The 22858-nt window shown below is 62.8% G+C and carries 20 protein-coding genes; 3 read left to right on the top strand and 17 right to left on the bottom strand.

The features are described from left to right. Positions 1-102: 102 nt before the first annotated feature. The 13 genes from I2H31_RS06190 to I2H31_RS06130 form a co-directional block, all read right to left on the bottom strand. Positions 103-1860, bottom strand: a complete 1758-nt coding sequence (locus tag I2H31_RS06190; protein ID WP_196292127.1) for a histidine kinase — start codon at positions 1858-1860, stop codon at positions 103-105. A gap of 258 nt (positions 1861-2118) precedes the next feature. Further along, positions 2119-3765 carry a chaperonin GroEL gene (gene groL / locus I2H31_RS06185; protein WP_196292126.1) on the bottom strand — a complete coding sequence of 549 codons (1647 nt, stop codon included), beginning with the start codon at positions 3763-3765 and terminating at the stop codon, positions 2119-2121. A 68-nt stretch (positions 3766-3833) separates the two neighbouring features. Beyond that, a complete protein-coding gene (gene groES / locus I2H31_RS06180) occupies positions 3834-4124 on the bottom strand; it encodes a co-chaperone GroES (protein ID WP_035563022.1) in 291 nt (96 codons plus the stop codon). A 240-nt stretch (positions 4125-4364) separates the two neighbouring features. Beyond that, complete coding sequence (secG, locus tag I2H31_RS06175; protein WP_196292125.1) at positions 4365-4775, bottom strand: preprotein translocase subunit SecG; 411 nt, start codon at positions 4773-4775, stop codon at positions 4365-4367. A 26-nt stretch (positions 4776-4801) separates the two neighbouring features. Then, a complete protein-coding gene (locus tag I2H31_RS06170; protein WP_196292124.1) occupies positions 4802-6286 on the bottom strand; it encodes a hypothetical protein in 1485 nt (494 codons plus the stop codon). Between the two features lie 193 nt (positions 6287-6479). Further along, on the bottom strand, positions 6480-7067 hold the full coding sequence (gene lptE, locus I2H31_RS06165; RefSeq protein WP_230687503.1) for an LPS assembly lipoprotein LptE: 588 nt from the start codon (positions 7065-7067) through the stop codon (positions 6480-6482). Then, positions 7048-8340, bottom strand: coding sequence for a sigma-54 interaction domain-containing protein (locus I2H31_RS06160; RefSeq protein ID WP_196292123.1), 1293 nt, complete (start codon positions 8338-8340; stop codon positions 7048-7050). Before I2H31_RS06160 ends, lptE begins: the two co-directional genes overlap by 20 nt. Before the next feature lie 53 nt (positions 8341-8393). Further along, entirely contained in the window at positions 8394-9830 is a 1437-nt protein-coding gene (gene miaB / locus I2H31_RS06155; RefSeq protein WP_196292122.1) for a tRNA (N6-isopentenyl adenosine(37)-C2)-methylthiotransferase MiaB, read from the bottom strand. A gap of 204 nt (positions 9831-10034) precedes the next feature. Further along, positions 10035-11333, bottom strand: coding sequence for an anthranilate synthase component I family protein (locus I2H31_RS06150; protein WP_317192184.1), 1299 nt, complete (start codon positions 11331-11333; stop codon positions 10035-10037). 63 nt (positions 11334-11396) lie between these two features. Next, positions 11397-12968, bottom strand: a complete 1572-nt coding sequence (locus I2H31_RS06145; RefSeq protein WP_196292120.1) for a DUF3808 domain-containing protein — start codon at positions 12966-12968, stop codon at positions 11397-11399. 92 nt (positions 12969-13060) lie between these two features. Further along, on the bottom strand, positions 13061-13822 hold the full coding sequence (locus I2H31_RS06140) for a zinc ribbon domain-containing protein (RefSeq protein ID WP_196292119.1): 762 nt from the start codon (positions 13820-13822) through the stop codon (positions 13061-13063). Further along, the gene (locus tag I2H31_RS06135; RefSeq protein WP_196292118.1) at positions 13812-14933 is read right to left on the bottom strand and encodes a Nif3-like dinuclear metal center hexameric protein; all 1122 of its coding nucleotides are present in this window, start codon (positions 14931-14933) and stop codon (positions 13812-13814) included. The genes I2H31_RS06140 and I2H31_RS06135 overlap by 11 nt, the downstream gene beginning before the upstream one ends. 51 nt (positions 14934-14984) lie before the next feature. Next, on the bottom strand, positions 14985-15671 hold the full coding sequence (locus I2H31_RS06130) for a uracil-DNA glycosylase family protein (RefSeq protein WP_196292117.1): 687 nt from the start codon (positions 15669-15671) through the stop codon (positions 14985-14987). A 54-nt stretch (positions 15672-15725) separates the two neighbouring features. On the opposite strand from I2H31_RS06130, the gene lpxK reads away from it, so the two are divergent. From lpxK to miaE, 3 genes are read left to right on the top strand one after another with little or no spacing between them, the layout of a single operon-like run. Next, positions 15726-16817 carry a tetraacyldisaccharide 4'-kinase gene (gene lpxK / locus I2H31_RS06125; protein WP_196292116.1) on the top strand — a complete coding sequence of 364 codons (1092 nt, stop codon included), beginning with the start codon at positions 15726-15728 and terminating at the stop codon, positions 16815-16817. Positions 16818-16872: 55 nt separating this feature from the next. Continuing rightward, positions 16873-18927: a putative porin gene (locus I2H31_RS06120; protein ID WP_196292115.1), complete on the top strand. Its 2055-nt coding sequence runs from the start codon at positions 16873-16875 to the stop codon at positions 18925-18927. Positions 18928-18936: 9 nt separating this feature from the next. Then, positions 18937-19533 carry a tRNA-(ms[2]io[6]A)-hydroxylase gene (gene miaE / locus I2H31_RS06115; RefSeq protein ID WP_196292114.1) on the top strand — a complete coding sequence of 199 codons (597 nt, stop codon included), beginning with the start codon at positions 18937-18939 and terminating at the stop codon, positions 19531-19533. A 37-nt stretch (positions 19534-19570) separates the two neighbouring features. On the opposite strand, the gene I2H31_RS06110 is transcribed toward miaE, so the two are convergent. From I2H31_RS06110 to I2H31_RS06095, 4 genes are all read right to left on the bottom strand, one after another. Further along, complete coding sequence (locus tag I2H31_RS06110) at positions 19571-19963, bottom strand: hypothetical protein (RefSeq protein ID WP_196292113.1); 393 nt, start codon at positions 19961-19963, stop codon at positions 19571-19573. A 51-nt stretch (positions 19964-20014) separates the two neighbouring features. Next, on the bottom strand, positions 20015-21301 hold the full coding sequence (fahA, locus tag I2H31_RS06105; RefSeq protein WP_196292112.1) for a fumarylacetoacetase: 1287 nt from the start codon (positions 21299-21301) through the stop codon (positions 20015-20017). 186 nt (positions 21302-21487) lie between these two features. Continuing rightward, complete coding sequence (locus tag I2H31_RS06100; RefSeq protein ID WP_305014419.1) at positions 21488-21703, bottom strand: NifU family protein; 216 nt, start codon at positions 21701-21703, stop codon at positions 21488-21490. A 47-nt stretch (positions 21704-21750) separates the two neighbouring features. Then, entirely contained in the window at positions 21751-22854 is a 1104-nt protein-coding gene (locus tag I2H31_RS06095; RefSeq protein WP_196292110.1) for an Mrp/NBP35 family ATP-binding protein, read from the bottom strand. Positions 22855-22858 lie beyond the last annotated feature (4 nt).

Genomic DNA, 22858 nt, shown 5'->3' with positions numbered 1-22858 from the left:
AATGGGAAGACGGGCACGGGGCGGCCAACACTCAATGATACTGAATAATCAGGCATAGCCATGCAGTTGTCCTACCCGGGGCTGGGATTTCCCGCCCGCCGCTCACGCGGTGGCCGGGCACGCAAATTCCACCCGGGTGCCCTGCCCGCCGGCTTCGTCGGCCAGGTCCACGGTCTGCACCCGTATAGAGGTGGCGGTGTCCTCGTTGAGCAAGGCCAGGCGCTCCTGGGCCAGCTGCGCGAAGGGCGTGAGGTGAGCGCTGCGCTGGCGGGTTTGCTGAGCCGCCGCCGTTTGGCGCCCGGCCCCGTTGTCTTCCACGGCCACCCGCAGCTCGGTGCCGGTGTGCTCGAAGCGCACGCGGATGTGGCCGCCGGCATCGGGCCGGTTCAGCACGCCGTGGTAGAGGGCGTTTTCCACGAAGGGGTGCAGCAGCAGCGAGGGCAGCCGGGCCGCCAGCAGCTCCGGGCCGGGCGCCAGCGCCTCCACGCTGAAGGTGAACTTGTGGGCAAAGCGCTGCTGCTCCAGCGCCAGGTACTGCTCCAACAGGCGGATTTCGTCGGCCACGGCCGTGGTGGGATTGGCCGCGTTGGCCAGCAGCTGCCGCATGAAGCGGGCAAACGCGGCGATGTAGTGCAGGGCCTGCCGCTTTTCGTCCAGGCTCACGAAATACTGAATGGCGTTCAGCGAGTTGAAGATGAAGTGCGGGTTCATTTGCCCCTGCAGCACCTTCTGCTCCAGCTGCCGGTTCATGCGCCCAATGGCTTCGTTCTGCTCGCCAATCACGGCGTTGCGCGCCTGAAGCTGGCGGTTGAAGCGCCCCACCAGCACGGCCCGGCCCAGCAGCGCCCCGGCCAGCACCAGCACCAGCAGCCCCACCAGGATGAACCCGTTGAGGTAGGTGCGGCTCTGCTGGTGCTGCAAGGCGGCGTCCACGAAGCGCTGCGACACAATTTCCTTTTCCAGCCGCAACAGCTCCCGGTCGTCGGCAGGCCGGCTGCCCTGGGCCGGGGCCGCCACCAGCGCCGACATGTAGGTGCCCAGGTACTTTTGCAGCAGCTGCTGGCTCACGCGGCCAAATTCGGCGCTGCCGAAGTACTCGTCCACCACCGGCTGCCAGTCGCTGCCCGGTGGGTAAATGCCGGCGCAGCCCCGCCGGGGCCGGGTCAGGGCCGGGTGGCGCTTGATGGCCAGTCCTTTCTGCAGGCCCACCACGTACACCGACAGCGGCACGTAGCCAAACACCCGCTCGTCGCCGGCAATGCGTTCCAGAATGTCAAAATCGTCGGCCGTGAAGCGGGTAGGAGTTTCCGGGCCGCTGGCTGGCAGTAGGGCCCGCACGTCGTCGGCCATCGTGGTGGCCTGCATGGTGTAGGCCACGCCGTCGCCGCGCAGGGCGCGCAGCAGCTCGGCGGCGCTGCCGGCGGTGGGCACCCGCTCGTGGGTCACCAGCACGTTCAGGTCGGGCATATACGGCGGAGTGAAGCGCACCTGCCGCTCGCGGGCGTCCGTTATCGAAAAGCTGCCCCAGCCAAACACCCCCGCCTGCCGGCTATGGGCCACGTAAGGCAGCAGCTCGTCGAACACCGGCACCTCGCGCCACTCCACCCGCAGCCGCACGCCGTAGCGCCGCCGCACGTACGCGGCAAATGACTCCATTACCTCGTATTCCACGCCCCGCAGCCGCCCCGTGCCCGCCTCCCGAAACAGAAACGGGTCGAGCGCGTTCCACAGCGCCGTCACGGTGCCCTGCTTGCGACCCTGCACCGTGGCCCAACTGTCGGCAGGCAGCCGCGCTGGCACGGCCGCCCGCGCGGCGCCAGCCCACAGGCTTACCAGCAAAATCAAGAGGCTACGTCGCATACGGTGGCAAGTTCACCCGAACCTACTACTGCCGGCTCAATTTTCCGCCCCGGGTTTACCAGCAGCGGGTTTGAGTTGAGGAATACCGCTTTTGGCTTAACGGCTTGCCTGCTCCTGCACCCAAAACAAACCCTTGTAAATATGCCTAAGCGTTGCCTCCGCCAATAAAAAAAGCCCCGCCGGCAACGCCAGCGGGGCTCTCTGTTAGCAGTTATAACGAATCTGCGTAATCCGTCAAATCCGTTATAATCTGCGGTCTTACATCATGCCGCCCATGCCACCCATGCCGCCCATGCCGCCATCGCCGTGGCTATGGCCGGACTCTTTGGGCTCGGGCTCGTCCGAAATCACGGCTTCGGTCGTCAGCAACAGGCCGGCGATACTCGCAGCGTTTTCGAGGGCCAGACGGGTCACCTTGGTGGGGTCGATGATGCCGGCGGCCACCAGGTTTTCGTACCGGTCCTCGCGGGCGTTGTAGCCAAAGTCGCCTTTGCCTTCCACCACTTTCTGCACCACTACCGAGCCTTCGCCGCCGGCGTTGGCCACGATGGTGCGCAGGGGGGCTTCCAGGGCCGTGCGGATGATGTTCACCCCCGTGCGCTCGTCGGCGTTAATGGTGTCCACACCGGCCAGCGACTCCAGGGCGCGCACCAGGGCCACGCCGCCGCCGGGCACCACGCCTTCCTCAACGGCGGCGCGGGTGGCGTGCAGGGCGTCGTCCACCCGGTCTTTCTTCTCTTTCATTTCCACTTCGGTGCTGGCACCGATGTAGAGGATGGCCACGCCGCCGCTCAGCTTGGCGAGGCGCTCCTGCAGCTTCTCCTTGTCGTAGTCGCTCGTGGTGGTTTCCATCTGGGCCTTAATCTGGGCCACGCGGCCGCTGATGGCGTCTTTCGAACCCTTGCCGTTCACGATGGTCGTGTTGTCTTTGTCGATGATGATTTTCTCCGCCGTGCCGAGGTATTCCAGCGTAGCGTTTTCGAGCTTGTAGCCCTGCTCTTCGCTGATAACGGTACCGCCCGTGAGGGTGGCAATGTCTTCCAGCATGGCCTTGCGGCGGTCGCCGAAGCCAGGAGCTTTCACGGCAGCAATTTTCAGCGAGCCGCGCAGCTTGTTCACCACCAGGGTCGCGAGGGCTTCGCCGTCCACGTCTTCCGAGATGATGACGAGGGGCTTGCCGGTTTGCAGCACTTGCTCCAACACGGGCAGCAGCTCCTTCATGGTGCTCACTTTCTTGTCGTAGATGAGCACGTAAGGGTTATCGAACTCAACCTCCATTTTCTCGGGGTTGGTCACAAAGTAGGGGGAGAGGTAGCCGCGGTCGAACTGCATGCCTTCCACCGTTTTCACTTCGGTCTCGGTGCCACGGGCTTCTTCCACGGTGATGACGCCTTCCTTGCCCACTTTCTCCATGGCATCGGCAATCATCTTCCCGATTTCGGCGTCGTTGTTGGCCGAAATGGTGCCCACCTGGGCAATTTCGGCCGAGTTTTCAATCTTCTTCGACTGCGACTTCAGGTTGGCCACCACGGCCAGCACAGCCTTATCGATGCCGCGCTTCAAATCCATGGGGTTGGCACCGGCGGCCACGTTCTTCGAGCCGGCGGTGTAGATGGCCTGGGCCAAAACCGTTGCCGTCGTGGTGCCGTCGCCGGCCTGGTCGGCCGTTTTGGAAGCCACTTCTTTCACGAGCTGGGCGCCCATGTTCTCGATGGGGTCGCGCAACTCGATTTCTTTGGCCACGGTCACGCCGTCCTTGGTGATGCTCGGCGCGCCGAACTTCTTGTCGATGATGACGTTGCGGCCTTTCGGGCCGAGGGTCACTTTTACGGCGTTGGCGAGCTTGTTGACACCGGCCTGCAGGCGGGCGCGGCCTTCAACGTCAAATTGGATGTTCTTAGCCATTTCTGGGAACTGAAGTAAGTAAGGATAATGAGGTATTTTGGAATTTTCGCGGGGCCAAGCCTGACGGCTTAGAGCACGGCGAAAATGTCCGACTCGCGCATGATGAGCAGGTCTTCGCCATCGACGGTGATTTCGGTGCCGGCGTATTTGCCGTAGAGCACCTGGTCGCCTACCTGCACCTGCGGCTTGATGAGCGAGCCGCTGTCGGCGGTTTTGCCTTCGCCTACGGCCACTACTTCGCCACGCTGGGGCTTCTCCTTGGCCGTATCGGGGATGATGATGCCGGATTTGGTTTTCTCCTCGGCGGCGGCGGCGCGAACAATGACGCGGTCGGCCAGCGGTTTCATGCTAAGTGCCATTCTGTGTGTGTTTGGGTTATGTAAGGTGGAAAATCAGAGTCTACGCCCCCTCGTCATTTCCCGTGCCAGCCCCGGAAACCTGACAAAATGGGCAGTTTTCGGGAACTTTCGTGGCAGAGGAACGAATCAGCGGGTCAAAGTTGACAAGAATGCGACAGCTCGACCACACGGCCAACAAAAAAGCCGGTGCTTCGCGTGGAAGCACCGGCTTTTGAAGATTGGGACGCGGGAAGCGCGAGTTTATTTGGCAGGCGTAGCAGGAGCATCCGCAGGTGTTGCCGGGGCCGTGGTGGGCGCCGTGGTGGCGCCGCCAGCCGGAGCTTGAGCGCCACTGGGAGCAGGGGCGGTGGGCGCCGGGGCCGAAGCGGGCAGCTTGGTTTCCAGGGCGCGCTGCTGGTTGACGCTGCGAGCGGGGCCGCCGCCGGTGGAAGTCAGCATGTGCGAGCCGAGCGACAGCACCACGAGGCCAATGGCAAAGCCCCAGGTCAGTTTCTCCAGCAGGTCGCCGGTGCGCTTCACGCCCATCATGCTGGCCGCGCCGCCGGCGCTGAACTGGCTCGAAATTCCGCCGCCTTTGGGGTTTTGGGCCAGCACCACCAGGGCCAGCAGAAAGCACACAAGAAGAATGAGAACGATGAGAGCGATGTACATGATGAGCAATAAAACAAAAAGGCGAATTACGCCGGAGGTTGCAAAGATTGTATTTGGGCCGCAAAGTACGCCATTTTTTCCGGCTGTTTCACCATCAGCTTCTCATAAATCTCAATGGCTCGGGCGGTTTTGCCCTGGCGCACGAAGATGCGGGCGAGGTTTTCGGACACGAGGTCGGGTTCGGCGCGGGTGCTGCGCACGCTCAGGTCGGCCTGGCCACCGGGCGCGGGCGGCAGCATGGCCGGCCGGGTGAGGCGCGGCTGCCGTTTCAGGAAGTTGTTAATCAGGTCGAGCGACGAGGGCAGCGCCGGGGGCGGCGGGCGGTGCGTGGCCCAGTGGTCGAGCAGGAGCGGGTCGGGCTCGAAGTAAGCACCGGGCGGAGGCAGCGTCACCGCCGGCTGCGCCGTTGCTTCCACCGAAGCATTGTCAGCTGCTTCGGCTTTGTCGGTCAGCAAGTTCAGGAGCTGCAGGGAGAAGCCCAGGCGGCTGCTTTCGCCAAAGCCGTACCCAATGGTTTCGTCGCCGGTGAAAGCGGCCGGGGTCCATTCGGGCTCCTCTGCGGCCGCTCCGGGATTGAGCGCCAGAAAGCCAGCGCCTGGTTCCGGACTGCCCAGGCTGAGCGTGACGGCGGCGGCGGCCCACTCGTCTACCAGGCCCGGCAGCTCGTAGGCGGGCGGGGGAGGTTCGGCCAAGCCGAACTCGAAGCGAGCTTCGCCCACTTCCACCGGCGGGCGAATGGCGGGCGCCTGCGCGGGCAAGTCCGGCTCCTCTGCCAGCTGCACGGCCTCGGCTAGCTCCGGGACCGGCGAAACGGCCGGCACAAATGCGTCTTCCTGGTCAACCAGCACCGGCAAAAGTTCGGCTTCAACTTCTTGGGGGGCTGCCGGCGCTTCTTCGGGCGCCAATGTTGCTTCGGCTGCTGTCGGCGTTTCCGGGACGGGCTCGGTTGCTGCTTCCGGAGCTGTGGGCTCCTGTTCCGGCGATGCTTCCGCGACAGGCTCGGCGTCATTGGGCGCCGCTTCCGCTGCTGGCTCGATTGCAACCGCTTCTTCAGCTTCGGCAGGTGTAGCCGCCGCAGTGAACTCTTGGACCTCAACCACAGGAGCTGCCCGGCTCTGCACAGCAGGAGCTTCATCTACTTCAACTTCTGCTATAGATTTTAGGGTGCCAACTTCTTCATAATGCGCTGGTTGTGCAGCGAGTTGTGGGTTCGGAATTGGTGCGGCGTCGGCAGAAGTTTCGTTAACCGCTACAATGGGTTCTGAAACGGGCGCTGGCTCTACTTCCTCAATCAGGCGGCGCAGTAGCGTGCGGTCGGCGGCGTAGGTGGCGGCGCGGCGCAGGCGCTGGCCGGCCAGCATGGTGCCCTGGTCGTGTGCGGCTTTGGCCAGCAGCAGGTGGGCCGTTTGGCAGTAGGGAAACGCCTGGGCCAGCTGTTCCAGCTCGCGCACTTCCGCCGGGCCGAGGGCCGTGGGACGGGCAAGAACTTGCAGGAGCGTGGCACGGGTCACGGGAGTAAACGAAGATTAAAAGCAGCCCGATTCCTAAAATCTGCACGGTGGGCGGAAGAATGGGGCCGCAACATTACGCCAATTTACGCAAATACCCACCCGCTCCGGGGCCGCTCAGTTACAGGGAACTGCCGTTCGCTTTCGGCAATTGGCTCAACCGTCGGCCCTTACCGAAACGGCTCTTGGCCACCGCTTACCAGTTGGCCACCGATTTATTGAAAATATCGGTGATGATTTTGGTCGTCGTGGTGCGCACGGCGTTCGGGTCGTTGTTAATCGTGGCGATGTTGCGGTCGGCGGGGTAGTCGTCGAAGTTCTGAAACACCTGCTCGAAGCTCTGTTTGTCGTCCTTGTTGTTCGTGAAGCGGATTTTAACCTGAATGGTGAGGCGGTTGGAGCCGGCCTGGCTCACGCCGCCCACCTGCTGAATGGACGCCGGGGCGAAATCGTAGGCAATGATGTTGCCGTCGAATTGCAGGTCGCCGTCGCGCGGCACCAGTTTCAGGTTGGTGTTGCGCTGGAAATAGTCCTTCAAATCCTCCGTGAAGCGCTGCGTGAGGAAGGCCGGGCCCGTGGGCGCATTGTTCTGAATGGTGGAGATGGAAATGGTGCGCACCGCCGGGTCAATGTTGGTGCCATTGAAGGAGTAGATGCCGCAGCCGCTCAGCAGCAAGCTGCTGGCTACTAGCTGATAGCCGATAGCTCTTCGGCCAAAGAGCCAGAGAAAGCTAATGGCTAACAGCTTATAGCCAGCGGCTAAATCAAACTTGCTCCAGGTCATATTGCTTGAGTTTGCGATAAAGCGTGCGCTCCGAGATGCCCAGGTCGTGGGCGGCGTATTTGCGCTTGTTGTTGTGCTTTTTCAGGGCTTTGAGTATCATCTCGCGCTCCTTCACGTCGAGGGAAAGGGTTTCCTCCTCGGTTTCGTGCGGAATGTCCTCCACCGGCGCTTCGTCGTGGTAGTCCGTAGCCGGCTCGTTGTTGTAGGCAATGGGCGCCGGCGGCAGGAAATACTCCGAACCCGCGCTGCCCTCAAACGCGCTGGCGCTGCCGGTATTGCTGAAGAGGTGGCTGTTTTGGCGCAGCAGCTCCTGGGCCTCGTGGGGGCGCTGGCCGGTGGCCAGCTCCAGCACCATTTTCTTGAGGTCCGTCATGTCGCGGCGCATGTCGAACAGAATTTTATAGAGCAAGTCGCGCTCCGAGTAGCCGGCCGCCGAGCCCTCCGGCGCGCCGGGGCCCAGCAGCATGGGCAGGCGGCTGGTCTGGTCCTGCGGCAGGTAGGGAGCTAGGCGCCGGGCATCCAGCTCGCGCTCGGTTTCCAGCACCGAAATCTGCTCGGCGATATTTTTGAGCTGGCGAATGTTGCCGGGGAAGCGGAAGCGCGTCAGCGCCTGCACCGCATCGGGCAGCAACGTGATGGGGCGCGTGCGGTAACGCTCGGCCGAATCGGAAGCGAACTTGCGGAAAAGCAGGTAGATATCCTCGCCTCGCTCACGCAGCGGTGGAACTGTGATGGGCACCGTGTTGAGGCGGTAGTACAGGTCTTCGCGGAAAGTGCCGGCCTGCACGCGGTCGAGCAGGTTCACGTTGGTGGCAGCCACCACGCGCACGTCGGTTTTCTGCACTTTTGAGGAACCCACCCGGATGAACTCGCCATTCTCCAGCACGCGCAGCAGGCGGGCCTGGGTGCCCAGCGGCATCTCGCCGATTTCGTCCAGGAAAATGGTCCCGCCGTTGGTGACCTCGAAGTAGCCCTTGCGGGCCTCGTTGGCGCCGGTGAAGGAGCCTTTTTCGTGGCCAAACAGCTCGGAATCAATCGTGCCTTCCGGTATGGCGCCGCAGTTGATGGCGATGAACTGCCCGTGCTTGCGCGGCGACAAGGCGTGGATAATCTTGGAAAACGACTCCTTGCCCGACCCGCTTTCGCCGGTGATGAGCACCGTCATGTCGGTCGGCGCGACTTGCGCGGCCACCTGAATGGCGTAGTTCAGCGCCGGCGCGTTGCCGATGATGCCGAAGCGGAGCTTGATGGATTGAATTTCTTGGGTGGTCAAGACGAATAACTTTTTAAAGAATGCGGAAACACTACTGCACGCTCGAGAAGAAGCTAAACTGCTTCTCCCAATAAAGCCGCGCCGGTGGTGCTGGTGGCCAGCACGTTCACGTAGTCGCCTTTCTTGAAGTTTTGCTTTGGGAATATGACGACCTGGTTCTGGCTGTTGCGGCCGCTCAGGTGCTCGGCCGAGCGTTTCGACGGGCCTTCTACCAGCACCTGGTGCACTTTGCCCACCATGCGGGCGTAGCGGGCCCGGGCGTGCACCTGCTGGCGGTCGATAACTTCCTGCAGGCGGCGCTTCTTCACTTCCAGCGGAATGTCGTCAGCCAGCTTGCGGGCGGCCAGGGTGCCGGGGCGCTCCGAGTAGAAGAAGTTATAGCCCATGTCGTACTGCGCGAAGTCAATCAGACTCAGCGTGTCCTGGTGCTCTTCTTCGGTTTCGGAGCAGAAGCCCGAAATCATATCCGTCGAGATGGCGCAGTCTTCGCCCAGAATGCGGCGGATGGCCTGCACCCGCTCCTCGTACCAGGGCCGGTCGTAGGTGCGGTTCATGAGGGCCAGCACGCGGGTGTTGCCGCTTTGGGCGGGCAGGTGAATGTATTTGCAGATGTTGTCGTGGCGCGCCATGGTGTGCAGCACCTCGTCGGTGATGTCCTTGGGGTGCGATGTGGAGAAACGCACGCGCAACTCGGGGCTGATGAGGGCCACGCGCTCCAGCAGCTGGGCGAAGTTGACGAACTCCAGGCCGTCGGCACTGGCCCACTTGTACGAGTCCACGTTCTGGCCCAGCAGGGTCACTTCCTTGTAGCCAGCGGCCACCAGGGCCTGGGCTTCCTGCACGATGCTGTGGGCGTCGCGGCTGCGCTCGCGGCCGCGGGTGAAGGGCACCACGCAAAACGAGCACATGTTGTCGCAGCCGCGCATGATGCTGATGAAGGCGGTGATGCCGTTCGAGTTCAGGCGCACCGGCGTGATGTCGGCGTAGGTTTCTTCGCGGCTCAGCAGGACGTTCACGCCCTTCTGGCCGCTGTCCACCTGGCTGATGAGGCCGGGCAGGTCGCGGTAGGCGTCGGGGCCCACCACGAGGTCGACAATCTTTTCTTCTTCCAGAAACTTGCTTTTCAGGCGCTCGGCCATGCAGCCGAGCACGCCCACCAGCATGCCGGGCTTGCGCTTTTTGTGCGAGTTGATTTGCTTGAGGCGCATGCGCACCGTCTGCTCGGCCTTCTCACGGATGGAGCAGGTGTTGAGCAGCACGAGGTCGGCGTTGGCGAGGTCGTCGGTGGTGTCGAAGCCTTCGTCGAAGAGAATGCTCGACACGATTTCGGAGTCCGAGAAATTCATCTGGCAGCCGTAGCTCTCGATGTAGAGCTTGCGCTGGCGGCCGGTGCGGGTGGCGGCCGTGATGCGCACCTCGCCGCTGGGCGTGGCCTCGGCAGCTGGGGCGGCAGTATCTAAAAAATCAAGCGTTAATAAGGGCTGGGGCATAATTATAGCGCGTTTCGGCGGAATACAAAGATACGCCTTTGCCGCATAAAATGACAGAATGGCAGAGCTGGCCGTCCTGTTTTTGCGAATAACTTCCTGTCATCCTGAACGCAGCGAAGCACCTTGTCATCGTTGAACAGTTGGGGTTGTTTCCACCGATGCGAACGGGAGAAGGTCCTTCGCTACACTCAGGATGACAGGGGATTATCGTTCTCCGATTGTCGTGCCTAACACTTCCAGCAGCGCTTTCGCTTTCAACAAGCACTCCTCGTACTCGCGTTCCGGCTCGGAATCAAATGTAATGGCGGAGCCCACCTGAAAGCTCAGGTAGCCAGTGTCTTGCCGGTATTGCAGCGAGCGGATGACGACGTTGAAATCGAAGTCGCCGGTGGGCCATACGCAGCCGATGCTGCCGCTGTAGAGGCCGCGCCGGGCAGTTTCGTAGTGCTCGATGAGCTGCATGGCGCGGATTTTTGGCGCACCCGTCATCGAGCCCATGGGGAAGGTGGCGCGGAGAATTTCGGCCAGGTCGGCTGCGGGCCGAACAGTGGCTTCCACCGTCGAAATCATTTGCCAGAGGTGGCGAAAGGGGTAGAGGCCGAAAAGCTCGGGCACGCACACACTGCCGGTTTGGGCCACGCGGGCGAGGTCGTTGCGCACCAAATCCACAATCATCAGGTTTTCGGCGCGCTCTTTTTCGTCGTGTAGCAGCGCCTGGCGCTGTTGCTCGTCCTCCGCCGGTGTGGCGCCGCGGCGGATGGTGCCCTTGATGGGCTGGGAAAAGAGCCGGGGGCCGCGGCGCGCCAGAAACCGCTCGGGCGAGGCGCAGAGCAGGAATTTGTCGTGCCAGCGCACGAAGCCGGCAAACGGCGCGGGCGAGGCTTCCATGAGCCGCCAAAACACGTCCACTGGATTCAGGGAGACGTTTTCGGCGTAGAATTCCTGGCAGAGGTTCAATTCATACACTTCTCCGTTGAGGATGTCGGTCCGAACGGCGTCGACGGCACGCATGTAGTCCGCCTTGGGCAGGCGCGGCCGCAAAACGGGCACCAGTGGCGCCGCTGCCGACGGCATCACCTGGGCCAGAATCTGGGTTAAAACGCCGGTAGCTTCCCCGTGGATTTCCACCGTTTCAGCTTGCCAGCACAGCCAGGTTTGGGGCCTGAAAAGGTGAAGCTCCGGCCAGCCCATGCCGTCGGCGTTTTGGCTGGAAAGCGCTTCAATGTCGTTTTTAACGTCGTAGGTGATGAACCCGCAACGAAATTCAGGCATCGAATTCTCGTTGCGCAATTGGTCGAGCGCCGCCAGTGAGTCCACAGCCGGGGCCCCGGTGGGGGCCACGGCCAGCAGGCGCTGGAAAGGGCCTTGCGGGTACTGCGCGTCGTTGGATTCAAAGTAGGTGCAATGCGGAAACTGCGCGGCCCACTGCAACGCCCGCTGCCGAAAGTCGGCCGGCAGGTCGGCAAGAGGAATCAGGCAAGGAGAAACTGCGGAAATAGCCACGGGAAACATTCAATTAATAACCAGCCACTGGCCTGCTGCAATAGCCTCCAAATACGTCGGCTATTATTTCAGCTCGCGCAACGCCAGCGTGGCCTTGGCGTCGGTGCTGTTTTTGTATTCGTGCCAGGGGTAGTGCAGGGCTTTTTCGAAATAAAAGCGGGCCTGCGCCTTTTTGCCGGCTTCTTGGGCCAGGTAGCCTTGCTGCAGCGCGGCCTGGGGCGCAAAATAATAGGGGGCCTTCGGGCCGGCCACGCTTTGGGTGCGCTCGAAATAGAACCAAGCCGAATCGAGCCGACCCAGGCCCTGGAAGGCGCGGGCCCGGCGGTAGGGCTCCTCAATGCGGTCGCGCCAGAGCGTGTTCGGCGTCACCCGAAAGGTGCGCAGCGTGGCCAGGGCCTGCTGGTTGTAGCCGCCGTCGGTTTGCAGGCGGGCGCGCGTGAGAATGGGGTTCAGGGCCTGGGCTTCGTGGTAGTAGTGCTGGGCGTAGTTGTCTTCCTCCACGTCGGTGGGGCCGGGCTCGTTGATTTGGGCGCGGTAGCGGGCCACGGCGGCCGGCGGCGCCCCGCCCAGCCACGCCGCCAGGTAGAGCTTAAAGGCGGCATCCTTGCGGTAGTGCAGCCCTTTGTACTCGCGCAAAAAGGCCAGATTCTCGCGCTCCGACGCCGCGTAGTCGCCCTGGTACAGCAGCAGGTCGGCGGCCATGTGGCGCAGGTAGGACACCGGCTGGTAGCCCGCGCCGGTGGGCCGGGCCCGGAAAGCCGCCAGCGCCGCCTCGCCGTGGTGCTGGCGCTTGTTGATGCTGATGAGCAGATAGGAAAACAGCAGGTTATCGGGCTGTTGGGCGTGCAGGTGCTCCGCCAGCCGGAGGGCTTCCTCGGGCTTTTTGTAATAGCCTTCCCGAATCAAACTCAGGTAAATCTGGCTTTCGGTTTGGAAATCGTGGGGCTGGGCCGCGGCCAGGGCCAGGTTTTTCAACCCGTCGTTGGAATCGGCCGTGAGGCCCAGCAAGCTCAGCAGCCAGTGGTAGCCTTCGGGCAATGAGCCCACCGCAAACTGGCAGATGCCCAGCGTCTTGCGTGCTGGCAGAAAGCTCGGGTAGCGCTTCACCACGTCCTGCATCTGGTGGTAGCCGCTGCGCAAATGGTAGCCGCCCATCACCACGTGCTTAAACAGCAGCTGGCTCAGGCCCAGATGCAGCGTGATTTCGGCGCGGGCATAGTCGCGCAGGGCGCTGGCCGGCAGCTTGTCCAGCACCGCCAGGCGGGCTTCCTGGGCGTCTTCCGCCGCTTCGTAGCGCGTAGCGTCCTGCGTGAGGATTAATTCAGCAAAGTCAATGCAATTGGCCACCAGCAGGGGCGAGGGCGACTTCGGCGTACTGCTTAATTCAACCCGCAACAACTCCCGGGCCGGGCCCAGCCGCAGCTTCAGCACCTCAGCATAGGCCCGGCGGCTGGCCGGCGTGAGCTCGCCGGTAGCCGCCACGCTGGCGCTGGGCTGGCCCGCCGGCGAGCCAACCTGCACCGGCGCAGCAAAGCCCGAAACCAGCAGCCACCCCGCCACCCCACCCGCCCACCGAAGAGCAGCCCGGCGCGCCGAGTGCGCAGTGCGAAGAAAAATGCCGGCCAATGATGCCATATCCGTTTTAACAAAAAAGGAACGGCACCGGGCCGTTCCTTTCTACGATTTCATTCAGCAAGTCAGATGGGGGAGCTGCTTACAAGCCGGGCTTAAACGGCGCGGGCTTCCACATCGGCCAGAATGCGGCCGCAGTGCTCGCACACGATGATTTTCTTGTGCGAGATGATGTCGGCCTGGCGTTGGGGCGGCACCGTGTTGAAGCAGCCGCCGCAGGCGTCGCGGCGCACCAGCACCACGGCCAGGCCATTGCGCACGTTGCCGCGGATGCGGGTGTAGGCAGTCAGCAGGCGGTCTTCCACCGGCTTGGTGGCGTCCTCGCGCTGAGCCATGATGGTGCGCTCTTCCTCCTCGTTCTCGCCCACGATGGTGTCGAGCTCCGATTTCTTGTTGTCGAGGTCCTTGCGGCGCTCGTCCAGCTTCGACTTGGTGCCGCTGATTTCGGCATTCTTCACGTCAATCTGGTACTGGGCTTCTTTGATTTTCTTGTCGGCAATCTGGATTTCCAGGCGCTGCAACTCAATTTCCTTGGCAATGGCTTCGAACTCGCGGTTGTTGCGCACATTCTGCTGCTGCTCGTCGTACTTCTTGATGAGGCTTTCGGCGTCTTTGCTGGCTTGCTTGCGGCTCTTGATGAAGTCGTTCAGGGCCTGAATTTCTTCGTCAAATTTCTTCACGCGCACTTCGTAGCCCGCAATTTCGTCTTCCAAATCCCGCACTTCTTCGGGTAAATCGCCCCGCACGCGCCGGATTTCGTCGAGCTGCGAGTCGAGGTGCTGCAGGGTGAGCAGGGCTTCGAGCTTGGCGGCTACGGGAACGTCGGCAGGCGACACGGCGGCACTTTTAGCAGTCATATTGAACGGGGTTCGTAGGGGTTTCAGCGATTAAGACCGCAAAAGTACGTCCAAATCCGGCCGTTAGCAAATCCCGGAACACCTCGCCGGTGAACTGCTCGCTTTCAAAATGGCCCACGTCGCAAAGCATAAGCCGGCCCTCGGCCCCAAAAAACTCGTGGTATTTCACGTCGCCCGTCACGTAGGCATCGGCCCCCGCCGCCCGCGCCGCACCAATGAGAAACGCGCCCGCCCCCCCGCAAATGGCCACCGTTTTGATGGGCTTCTCAAACGCCGTGTGCCGCACCATGGGCACCAGCAGTTGCTGCTTCAACATCTGCCGAAACGCGGCTGGGGCCAGCGGCTCAGCCAGCTCGCCCACCATGCCGGCACCCACTTCCTGGTGCACATTTTCGAGCTTAATCAGCTCATACGCCACCTCTTCGTACGGATGCGCGGCCCGCAGCGCCCGCAGCACCGCCGTCTGCCGATGCAAAGGCAGCAGCACTTCCAGCCGGCGCTCGGCCACGGTTTCGGGCCGGTTTTCAGCACCAATAGCCGGCTGGGTGCCCGCGCCGGGTGTGAACGTGCCGGTGCCTTCAGTCTGAAAGCTACAGGCCGAATAATTGCCGATTTGGCCCGCGCCCGCGGCGTAAAGTGCGGCCAGTACGCGGCCGGCCACGTCGGCTTGCTGGTCCTCGGGCCGGTTGGGCACGTAGGTGATGAGGCGGCCCAAAATGCCGCTTTGCGGGGCCAGCACGCGGGTTTTCAGCAGGCCCAGCTTTTCGGCCAGCTTGTCGTTGACGCCGCCGCGCACGTTGTCGAGGTTGGTATGGGCGGCGTAGATGGCCACGTCGTTTTTGAGGGCCGCGATGATGGTTTGCTCGACTTCATTGGCCCCGGTGAGGCGCTTGAGCGGCCGGAAAATGACCGGGTGATGGGCCACCACCACGTTGCAGCCGCGCCGCAGGGCCTCGGCCACCACGGCGGGCGTGCAGTCGAGGGTGATGAGTACGCCGGTGATTTCGGCCTGCGGGTTGCCGCATTGCAGGCCGGCGTTGTCGTAGCTTTCCTGGTAGGCGAGGGGCGCGGCGGCTTCGAGCAGGCGGGCGAGGTCTTGAACGGTGGGCATTATTTAATGAGGAGTGAGAACGTCATGCTGAGGGGAAGCACGACGTTCAGTTTATTCAGACAAAAGGCTGCCCAACGTTTCCACGTATTTCGCCACGTTGGCGGCTTCGTCGCGGCTTTTATACTGCATGAGGTAGCGCGGGTGGTCGAGGACAATAATTTTATCGAACAAACCCAACTCAGCGTTCAAGCGCTTGAAGAATTCACCATTGCGCTTGCCCAGGCTCACGGCCACATCACGCCGCAAGCCGAGTTCTTCCACTTGCCGGCGCAAGGAAAGCTGAATGTCCGGCCAAAGGGCCTTGATGAGGGCGGGCGAGTCATAGTAATTGTAGTTCAAGCCGTTTCTCAGCAGTACCAATGGATAGAGCGAGCTTACATAGAAGTGCTGATAAAATTCGGCCGGGCCGCCCAGGGCGGTGATGAATTTGTACACGAACTGCGTAGAGGTTTCAGGACGGCCGCGCGGGAGGTCGTTGGCAATGCCGCAGTGTTCGGCCAACGCGGTGGGGTCGGTGAAGGCCACGCCGGTGCGGCCCATGCCCAGGCGGCCGGGGTTGATGCCGAGCAGAGCCACGCGGGGCTTGTTGTCGGCGTAATATTTTTGGGCGAAGCGGGCAAGCAGCTCCCGCACGGGCGGCTCCCGGAACGGACTGAGGGCCTCCACGCCCGCCGGCAAGGCTGGAGGCAGCGGAAAGGTGGTCAGAAAATGGAGCAATTGGTCGGCCAGGGTGGGCATGGCCCAAAAGTACGCGCCGGCCGCCGGCCAAACCCGACGTAATTTTGGGCACTAATGGCCCGTTTGCTGCTTTTTCTGTTGCTGCCGTTTTCCTGGCTCTACGCTGGCGTTATGGCCGTGCGCAACCGGCTCTTCGACTTCGGGTGGAAAACTTCCGAAGCCTTCGCGGTGCCGCTCGTCAATGTGGGCAACCTGCGGGTGGGCGGCACCGGCAAAACGCCCCACGTCACCTGGCTGGTGGAGGAATTGCTGCGCCAGGGCCACCGGCCGGCCATTCTGAGCCGGGGCTACGGCCGTCAGACGCAGGGCCCGCGCCTGACCGGCCCCCAGGATTCGGCCGCCACGGTGGGCGACGAGCCTTGGCAGTATTACCAGCAGTTTGCCGGGCCGGCGGTGCCCGTGGCCGTGGCCGAAAAGCGGCGCCTGGGCGTGCGACTGTTGCAGCAGCTGCACCCGGACGTTACGGTCATCGTGCTCGACGATGCCTACCAGCACCGCACCGTGCGCCCCACGCTCAATGTGCTACTCACGGAGCACGCCCGGCCCTTTTACCAGGACCACGTGCTGCCCGCCGGCCGCCTGCGCGAAAGCCGCCGCGGCGCTCGTCGGGCCGATGTCGTTATCGTGACCAAGTGCCCACCAGACCTGGGCCCGGCCGCACAGGAAGCCGTGGCCCGGCGCATTCGGCGCTACGGCCGGCCCGATGTTCCGGTGCTGTTTTCCGTTTATGAGTATGGCGCCCCCCGCGCCCTGGCCGCCGAGCTGGAAATCGAGGGCAGCGAAATAATTGACGGCCCGCCCAAAGCCCTGGATATGGGACCTGCGCTGCTGCTGACGGGCATTGCGCAGCCCCAACCCCTGTGGGAGTACCTTGAGAGCCAGGGCTATGTGATGCGATATCACGAAAAACTGCCCGACCACCACGCCTTCCAGCCGGCCGACCTGGAAGCCCTGCAGGCGCATTGGCAGCCGGGCTGGCCTATTTTTACGACTGAAAAGGACGCGACGCGCCTGCAACGCCCCGATTTGTGGGCGGGGCGGCCCCAGATGCGTCTGAAAACCTATACCATTCCGGTGCGTGTGGCGTTTTTGGGCGGTGGCGCCGAGGCGTTGCGGCGGTTGTTGCCGCCAGGGCCCGCGGCTTGATTTTTTGTTTTGACCCGGCCGGAGGCGTTGCCTGTCCGGCCCATTCGCTAGCTGTTTGAATTCACTCACTTTCCGCCTCACCCTTGCGCTTGGGCCCTGGCGGGGCGCTTTGGCGGCCTTGCTGCTGGTACTGGCTGGGGCGCCCGCGGCCCGCGCGCAAGTGCTCGACGACTCCACCAAAGTCCTGTACGGGCCCAAAACCACGCGCGTCATTTACGAAGCCGACGTGCTGCGCGACTCCACCGCCGGCACCCTGCTCGACACCACGCTCACGCGCTTCCCGCAGGAGCGGTTCTGGACGCACGACACCACGTTTCAGCAGGACTTGGGCGCCCTGGGCACGGCGTCGCGGCCGTTGCTGTACCAGCCTAACTTGCAACTGGGCGCCCGCCTGGGGCGCAACGTGTTCGACAAATACGCCCGCGACGCCTCCCGGGTGCCGTACTACGATTCGCGCTCGCCTTATTCGTTTTTCCGCTACATCCAGTCGGGGTCCGGCGAGCAGGTGTTCGAGTTCAGCTACAGCCGCAGCCTGCAGAAAAATTTCAGCGTGGGCATCGACTACGAGCGCATTGCGTCGAACAAGATTCTGGGCACCACCAGCTCGCGCGCGGGCCTGGTGGAGCATTCCAACCTGCTGTTCTTCGGCCGCTACCAAACCGAGAATGAGCGCTACCACCTGCTGTTCAACATCGGCAATGCCCGCCACCGGGGCGTGGAGCAGGGCGGCATCTGGCCCATCACCACCCGCGCGCGCGGCGCAAACGGCGACAGCGTCACGCAGGGCGAGTCCAAGCCCGGGCTGCTGTTCAAGTACGAGCAGCAGCGCGTGTACCTGACCCAGGCCGCCAACAACGAGGACCGCGACGAGCTGTACTTCACCCAAACCTACCGGCTGCTGGGCCGCGGCCTCACCGTGTACCACACCTTCGACGCCAAGCGCCAGTACAACAGCTACTCCGATTTGGCCCTGCAGCGCCTCAACCCGGCCGAAATCTACTACCCGCGGGTGCGGTTTTACCCACGCGTGCTGCGCAACACGAACGCCATCCTCGACCGCGTGGAGTTTGCGCAGGTGGAAAACACGTTTGGCGTGCTCGGGCGCACCAAAGTGGTGGAATACCGCCTCTACGGCCGCTACCGCACGGCCAGCCTGGTGTCGCAGGCGCTCGAAATCAACCAATTCTCGGCTACACCCGCGAATACGGGCCTGCGCCTGGTGGAAGCGGCTCCGCGGCGCGCTTTCAACGAAGTGTTTTTTGGGGGCACGGCGGCGTTCAACTACCGCACGATTTACGCCGTCGAAACCGCCGGCGAAATTCATCCTGTTTCTTTCGGCCCCAACCAAAACGGGCCAGAATACTGGCTGCGGGCCGCCGTGCGCACCGGGCCGCTGTCGGCCGAGGCACTGCGCTCTTCCTACGCGCCCACGCTCACGCAGCAGGAGCTGGTGGGCAACAACTACGAGTGGCACCACCTGCCCGGCACCGCCGCCGAGTTCAAGAACACCAACACCACGCAACTCACCGGCCGCCTGCGGCTGAAGCTGCCCGACCTGGGCGCCCTCACCGCCCAGCGCTTCGAGGCCAGCGCCAGCCTGGTCAACGTCGGCAATCTGGTGTATTACGACACCACGGCCACGCCCACGCAGGCCGCCGTGGCCCGCAATCTGCAAGTAATTGCGGCGCGCCACCTCGTGCATCTGGGCCGCGTGGGGTTCGACAACCAAGCCACCTACACGCGCGGCGGCGACGTGGGCGGCCTGCGCATTCCCGCGCTGGTCACCAACTCGCGGGTGTTTTACGAAAGCTACATTTTCCGCCGGGCGCTGTTCAGCCAGGTCGGCGCCGAGCTGTATTACCAGTCGCGCTACCAAGCGTTCGACTACAGCCCCAGCACCCAGCAGTTCTACGAGCAACACCACTTCACCATCCGCAACTACGCCGTGGCCAACGTGTTTTTCACGGCCGACATCAAAGCGGTTTCGGTGTTCCTGAAAATGGCTTACATCAACCAGGGCATCCTGGCCGCGGGCTATTTCACCACGCCGTACTACACCGGCTACCCGCGCCGCTTCCAGTTCGGCGTGAAGTGGAATTTCTTTAACTAGCAAGCCGGCATGAAAGAGAAAACCATCCTCAAGCTCAAGCTGAACACCGACCCGCGCTGGGTCGACATCGCCGAAAAAAACATCGAAGACATCCTGGTCGACCACGCCTGGTGCGAGCAAAAAGCCGCCAGCACGGGCATCAGCATGATTATTCACTACCCCGAGAAAACCCGCCTCGTGGACGAGCTCACCGACTTGGTGGCCGAGGAGTGGAGCCACTTCGAGCGCGTGCTGCTGGAGCTGCGCAAGCGCGGCTTCGCGCTGGGCCGCCCGCGCAAAGACGAGTACGTGGTGCAGCTGCTGGCCCACGTGCGCAAAGGCGGCGCCCGCGAGCGCCAGCTCATGGACCAGCTCCTAGTGTCGGCCCTCATCGAAGCGCGCAGCTGCGAGCGGTTCAAGCTGCTCTGGCAAAACATTGCCGACCAGGAGCTAAGCAAATTCTACTACGAACTGATGGTGTCCGAAGCCGCGCACTTCGTGAGCTACGTGGACCTGGCCAAGGAATACTGCGACCCCAAACTGGTGGATGAGCGCCTGCAGGAGCTGCTGAAAATCGAAGGCGAAATCATCACCAACCTGCCGGTGCGCGACGACCGGATGCACTGATTTTCAACAAGCGAGCGAAGCGGGCAGGACAACTGGCTTACTTATCTTCCACTTTCTCGTCGTATTTCAGCACGAAGTTCTCCACTCTGGCCGGCACCAGCGCGCAGTTGGTCAGGGTGCCGTCCATCAGCAGCTTTTTCAGCAGCAGCTTCTTCGTGAAACCGTACGACATCGCCGTCATGGTCAGCTTCTGGTTGAGGAAGGTGGTTTTGGTGTAGAGCGGACCGTATTTGCTGTTGTGAATGAATTTCAGGAAGAAGATTTCGTTGCCTTCCAGGTCCATGAAGGACACATTATTGGGGTCCCGGTCATTCACTTTCAGGCAATCTTTGCCGTCGACGGACACAATATCCTTCTTGAAAACAATGTCCTGACAAAAAGCAGTTTGGCTGAGTAAAAGGCCGAAGGCCAGGAGAAAAAGGTTTTTCACGAAAACAGGCAGTGGGGGTGAGAAGTAGATTGAATCAAGTCAGCTAAAGCGTTACTGGGCCGGCTGCACGGTGCCGCGCACTTCGCCAAAGCCAATGCGCACGCCTTCTTTTTCGGCGTAGCCGCGCATCACCACCGTGTCGCCGTCCAGCAAAAACTTGCGCTCCGAGCCATCGGGCAGCGGCACGGGGCGGGTGCCGCGCCAGGCCAGCTCCAGCATCGAGCCCAGCGAATCCGGCGTGGGGCCCGAGATGGTGCCGGAGGCGTAGAGGTCGCCGGCTTCGAGGTTGCAGCCGTTGGAGGCGTGGTGGGCCAGCTGCTGGGCCATGCTCCAGTACATGAGGCCGAAGTTGGTGCGGCTGATGGTGGTTTCGGAGCCGCCGGCGGGCGTGAGAGCCACTTCGAGGCGCACGTCGAAGTTGTGCGCGCCGGTGTGCTGCAGGTAGGGCAGGGGCGTGGGTTCCTGCGCGGGGCCGGCTACGCGGAATGGCTCCAGCGCGTCCAGCGTGACCACCCAGGGCGCCACGCTGCTGCCGAAGTTTTTGCCCAGAAAAGGCCCCAGCGGTACATATTCCCAGCTTTGCAGGTCGCGGGCGCTCCAGTCGTTGAACAGGCAGAGGCCGAAAATGTGGTCCTCCGCCGCGGCAATGTCCACGGTGGAGCCCAGCGCCGTGCCGGTGCCCACCACAAAGGCCATTTCCAGCTCAAAATCGAGCTGGCGGCTGGGCCCGAAGGTGGGCGCGGCTTCGTCAGGAGCCTTGCGCTGGCCGTTGGGCCGGCGAATGTCGGTGCCCGACACCACGATGCTGCTGGTGCGCCCGTGGTAGCCGATGGGCAGGTGGCGCCAGTTGGGCAGCAGGGCATTAGCCGGGTCCCGGAACATGGTGCCCACGTTGGTGGCGTGCTCGATGCTGCTGTAGAAATCGGTGTAGTTGGCGGGCTTCACCGGGCGCAGCATGCGCACTTCGGACTGGCGTACCAAGCAGGTGCGCACGGCCTCCTCGTGGTCGCGCAGGCGGGGCTCATCGTGGCGCAGCAACTCGCTCACGCGCTGGCGCACCGCGCGCCACGCCGGCCGTCCCAGCCGCAAAAACGCGTTGAGCGAGCGTCGGCGAAACACCTTGGGCTGCGCGTCGCCCAGTTCGGTCAGGTCCTCGAAAAAGCCGAACTGGCTGGCCGCGTACAAATCCAGGGCGTAGCCGCCGATGGCCACCGCCAGGCGCGGGCCCCGCTCCTCGGTTTCGAACACGCCAAAGGGCAGGTTTTGGATGGGAAAGTCGGAGCCGGGGGCAATGTCAATCCAGGAGCGGAGGGCGGGCGAGTTGGGCGAGGTGGCCATGGCGGAGGGCAGGGTGATTTAGGGAAAGCAGGTCAAAAAAGAACGTCATGCTGAGCGTAGCCGAAGCATCTCGCGTGCAATAGTAAACTCAACCGGTAGAACGATTGTGATTACTACCCCACGCGAGATGCTTCGGCTACGCTCAGCATGACGTGCTGTGATGAGTCAAATAACAGAAAAAGAGGCCTACCGCGCTTCAACCGCGGTAATTTCCGGCACGGCCTTTTTCACGGTGTCTTCCAGCCCGGCGCGGGTCATCGGCGACATGGGGCAGGCCCCGCAGGCGCCTTCCCACTGCAGTTGGAGCACACCTTCGGGCGTGATGTTGGCCACGCGCACGTTGCCGCCGTCGGTGGCCAGGTAAGGGCGCAGGGTGTCGAGGGCCGCCTCGATGCGGGGCATCAGCGGGTGGTCAAAGGTGGGGGCAAGAGTTGTCGTTTCCACGGGCATTAGGAGTTCATCTGCACGACGGCCGTTTTGGGCGCCACGTTGTTGCGGATACTTACTTGCCGGGCCACGGCTTCGGCCAGGTCCGCAAAGCGTTGGCCGACCTCGGACTCCGGGTCGAGCACGGCGGGCTGGCCCTGGTCGCCGTTTTCGCGGATGCTTTGCACCAGCGGCAGCTGGCCTAGCAGCGGAATGTCGTGCTGCGTGGCCAGACGCTGGCCGCCGCCTTCGCCAAAAATGAAGTACTTGTTTTCGGGCAGCTCGGCCGGCGTAAACCAGGCCATGTTCTCCACCACGCCCAGCACCGGCACGTTGATTTGGGGCTGGCGGAACATCTGCAAACCCTTCTGGGCATCGGCCAGGGCCACTTTCTGCGGCGTGGTCACGATGACGGCGCCCGTCACGGGCACGGTTTGCACCAGCGTGAGGTGGATGTCGGAGGTGCCGGGCGGCAGGTCGAGCAGCAGGTAGTCGAGCTCGCCCCAATCCACTTCGGTGATGAACTGCTTGAGCGCCGAGGAGGCCATGGGCCCGCGCCACACAATGGCGCTTTCGGCCGGCGCCAGGAAGCCAATGCTCATTAGCTTAACGCCGTATTTGATGATGGGCTGAATAAGGTTTTTGCCGTTCGGGCCCTGGAACACGTGCGGGGCCTCGTTCTCCACGTCGAACATGACGGGCATGCTGGGGCCCGAAATGTCGGCATCCACCAGGCCCACTTTGGCGCCGGTGGCGGCCAGGGCCACGGCCAGGTTGGCCGTCACGGTGCTTTTGCCCACGCCGCCTTTGCCGGAGGCGATGGCAATAATATTTTTTACGCCGGGCAGCAGGTCGCCGCGGTTGTGGCGGCCGGTGGTCACGCGCGAAGTCATCGTAATCACCACGTTGGCGTCTTTGTCGACCATCGTGTGGATGGCGCGCTCGCAGGCGTCGTGAATGAGCTGCTTGAGCGGGCAGGCGGGCGTGGTGAGCACCACGGTAAAGGCGACGGTAAGGCCGTCAATCTCAATGTTCTCAATCATGTTGAGCGTGACGAGGTCCTGACCCAGGTCGGGCTCTTCCACGTAGCTCAGGGCTTTGAGAACGGCTTCTTTGGTCATCATCATGGGG

The organism is Hymenobacter ruricola (assembly GCF_015694525.1).
GTDB lineage: Bacteria > Bacteroidota > Bacteroidia > Cytophagales > Hymenobacteraceae > Hymenobacter > Hymenobacter ruricola.
This window is presented reverse-complemented; position numbering and strand designations above follow the sequence as displayed.

What these genes read in the sequence shown, in the direction of transcription:
- I2H31_RS06190 (WP_196292127.1), bottom strand. Translation starts at nt 1,860, where the DNA reads ATGCGACGTAGCCTCTTGATTTTGCTGGTAAGCCTGTGGGCTGGCGCC.
- I2H31_RS06135 (WP_196292118.1), bottom strand. Translation starts at nt 14,933, where the DNA reads ATGCCCACCGTTCAAGACCTCGCCCGCCTGCTCGAAGCCGCCGCGCCC.
- fahA (WP_196292112.1), bottom strand. Translation starts at nt 21,301, where the DNA reads ATGGCCACCTCGCCCAACTCGCCCGCCCTCCGCTCCTGGATTGACATT.
- miaE (WP_196292114.1), top strand. Translation starts at nt 18,937, where the DNA reads ATGAAAGAGAAAACCATCCTCAAGCTCAAGCTGAACACCGACCCGCGC.
- lpxK (WP_196292116.1), top strand. Translation starts at nt 15,726, where the DNA reads ATGGCCCGTTTGCTGCTTTTTCTGTTGCTGCCGTTTTCCTGGCTCTAC.
- groL (WP_196292126.1), bottom strand. Translation starts at nt 3,765, where the DNA reads ATGGCTAAGAACATCCAATTTGACGTTGAAGGCCGCGCCCGCCTGCAG.
- I2H31_RS06100 (WP_305014419.1), bottom strand. Translation starts at nt 21,703, where the DNA reads ATGCCCCGCATCGAGGCGGCCCTCGACACCCTGCGCCCTTACCTGGCC.
- I2H31_RS06130 (WP_196292117.1), bottom strand. Translation starts at nt 15,671, where the DNA reads ATGCCCACCCTGGCCGACCAATTGCTCCATTTTCTGACCACCTTTCCG.
- lptE (WP_230687503.1), bottom strand. Translation starts at nt 7,067, where the DNA reads ATGACCTGGAGCAAGTTTGATTTAGCCGCTGGCTATAAGCTGTTAGCC.
- secG (WP_196292125.1), bottom strand. Translation starts at nt 4,775, where the DNA reads ATGTACATCGCTCTCATCGTTCTCATTCTTCTTGTGTGCTTTCTGCTG.
- groES (WP_035563022.1), bottom strand. Translation starts at nt 4,124, where the DNA reads ATGGCACTTAGCATGAAACCGCTGGCCGACCGCGTCATTGTTCGCGCC.
- miaB (WP_196292122.1), bottom strand. Translation starts at nt 9,830, where the DNA reads ATGCCCCAGCCCTTATTAACGCTTGATTTTTTAGATACTGCCGCCCCA.
- I2H31_RS06095 (WP_196292110.1), bottom strand. Translation starts at nt 22,854, where the DNA reads ATGATGATGACCAAAGAAGCCGTTCTCAAAGCCCTGAGCTACGTGGAA.
- I2H31_RS06140 (WP_196292119.1), bottom strand. Translation starts at nt 13,822, where the DNA reads ATGACTGCTAAAAGTGCCGCCGTGTCGCCTGCCGACGTTCCCGTAGCC.
- I2H31_RS06145 (WP_196292120.1), bottom strand. Translation starts at nt 12,968, where the DNA reads ATGGCATCATTGGCCGGCATTTTTCTTCGCACTGCGCACTCGGCGCGC.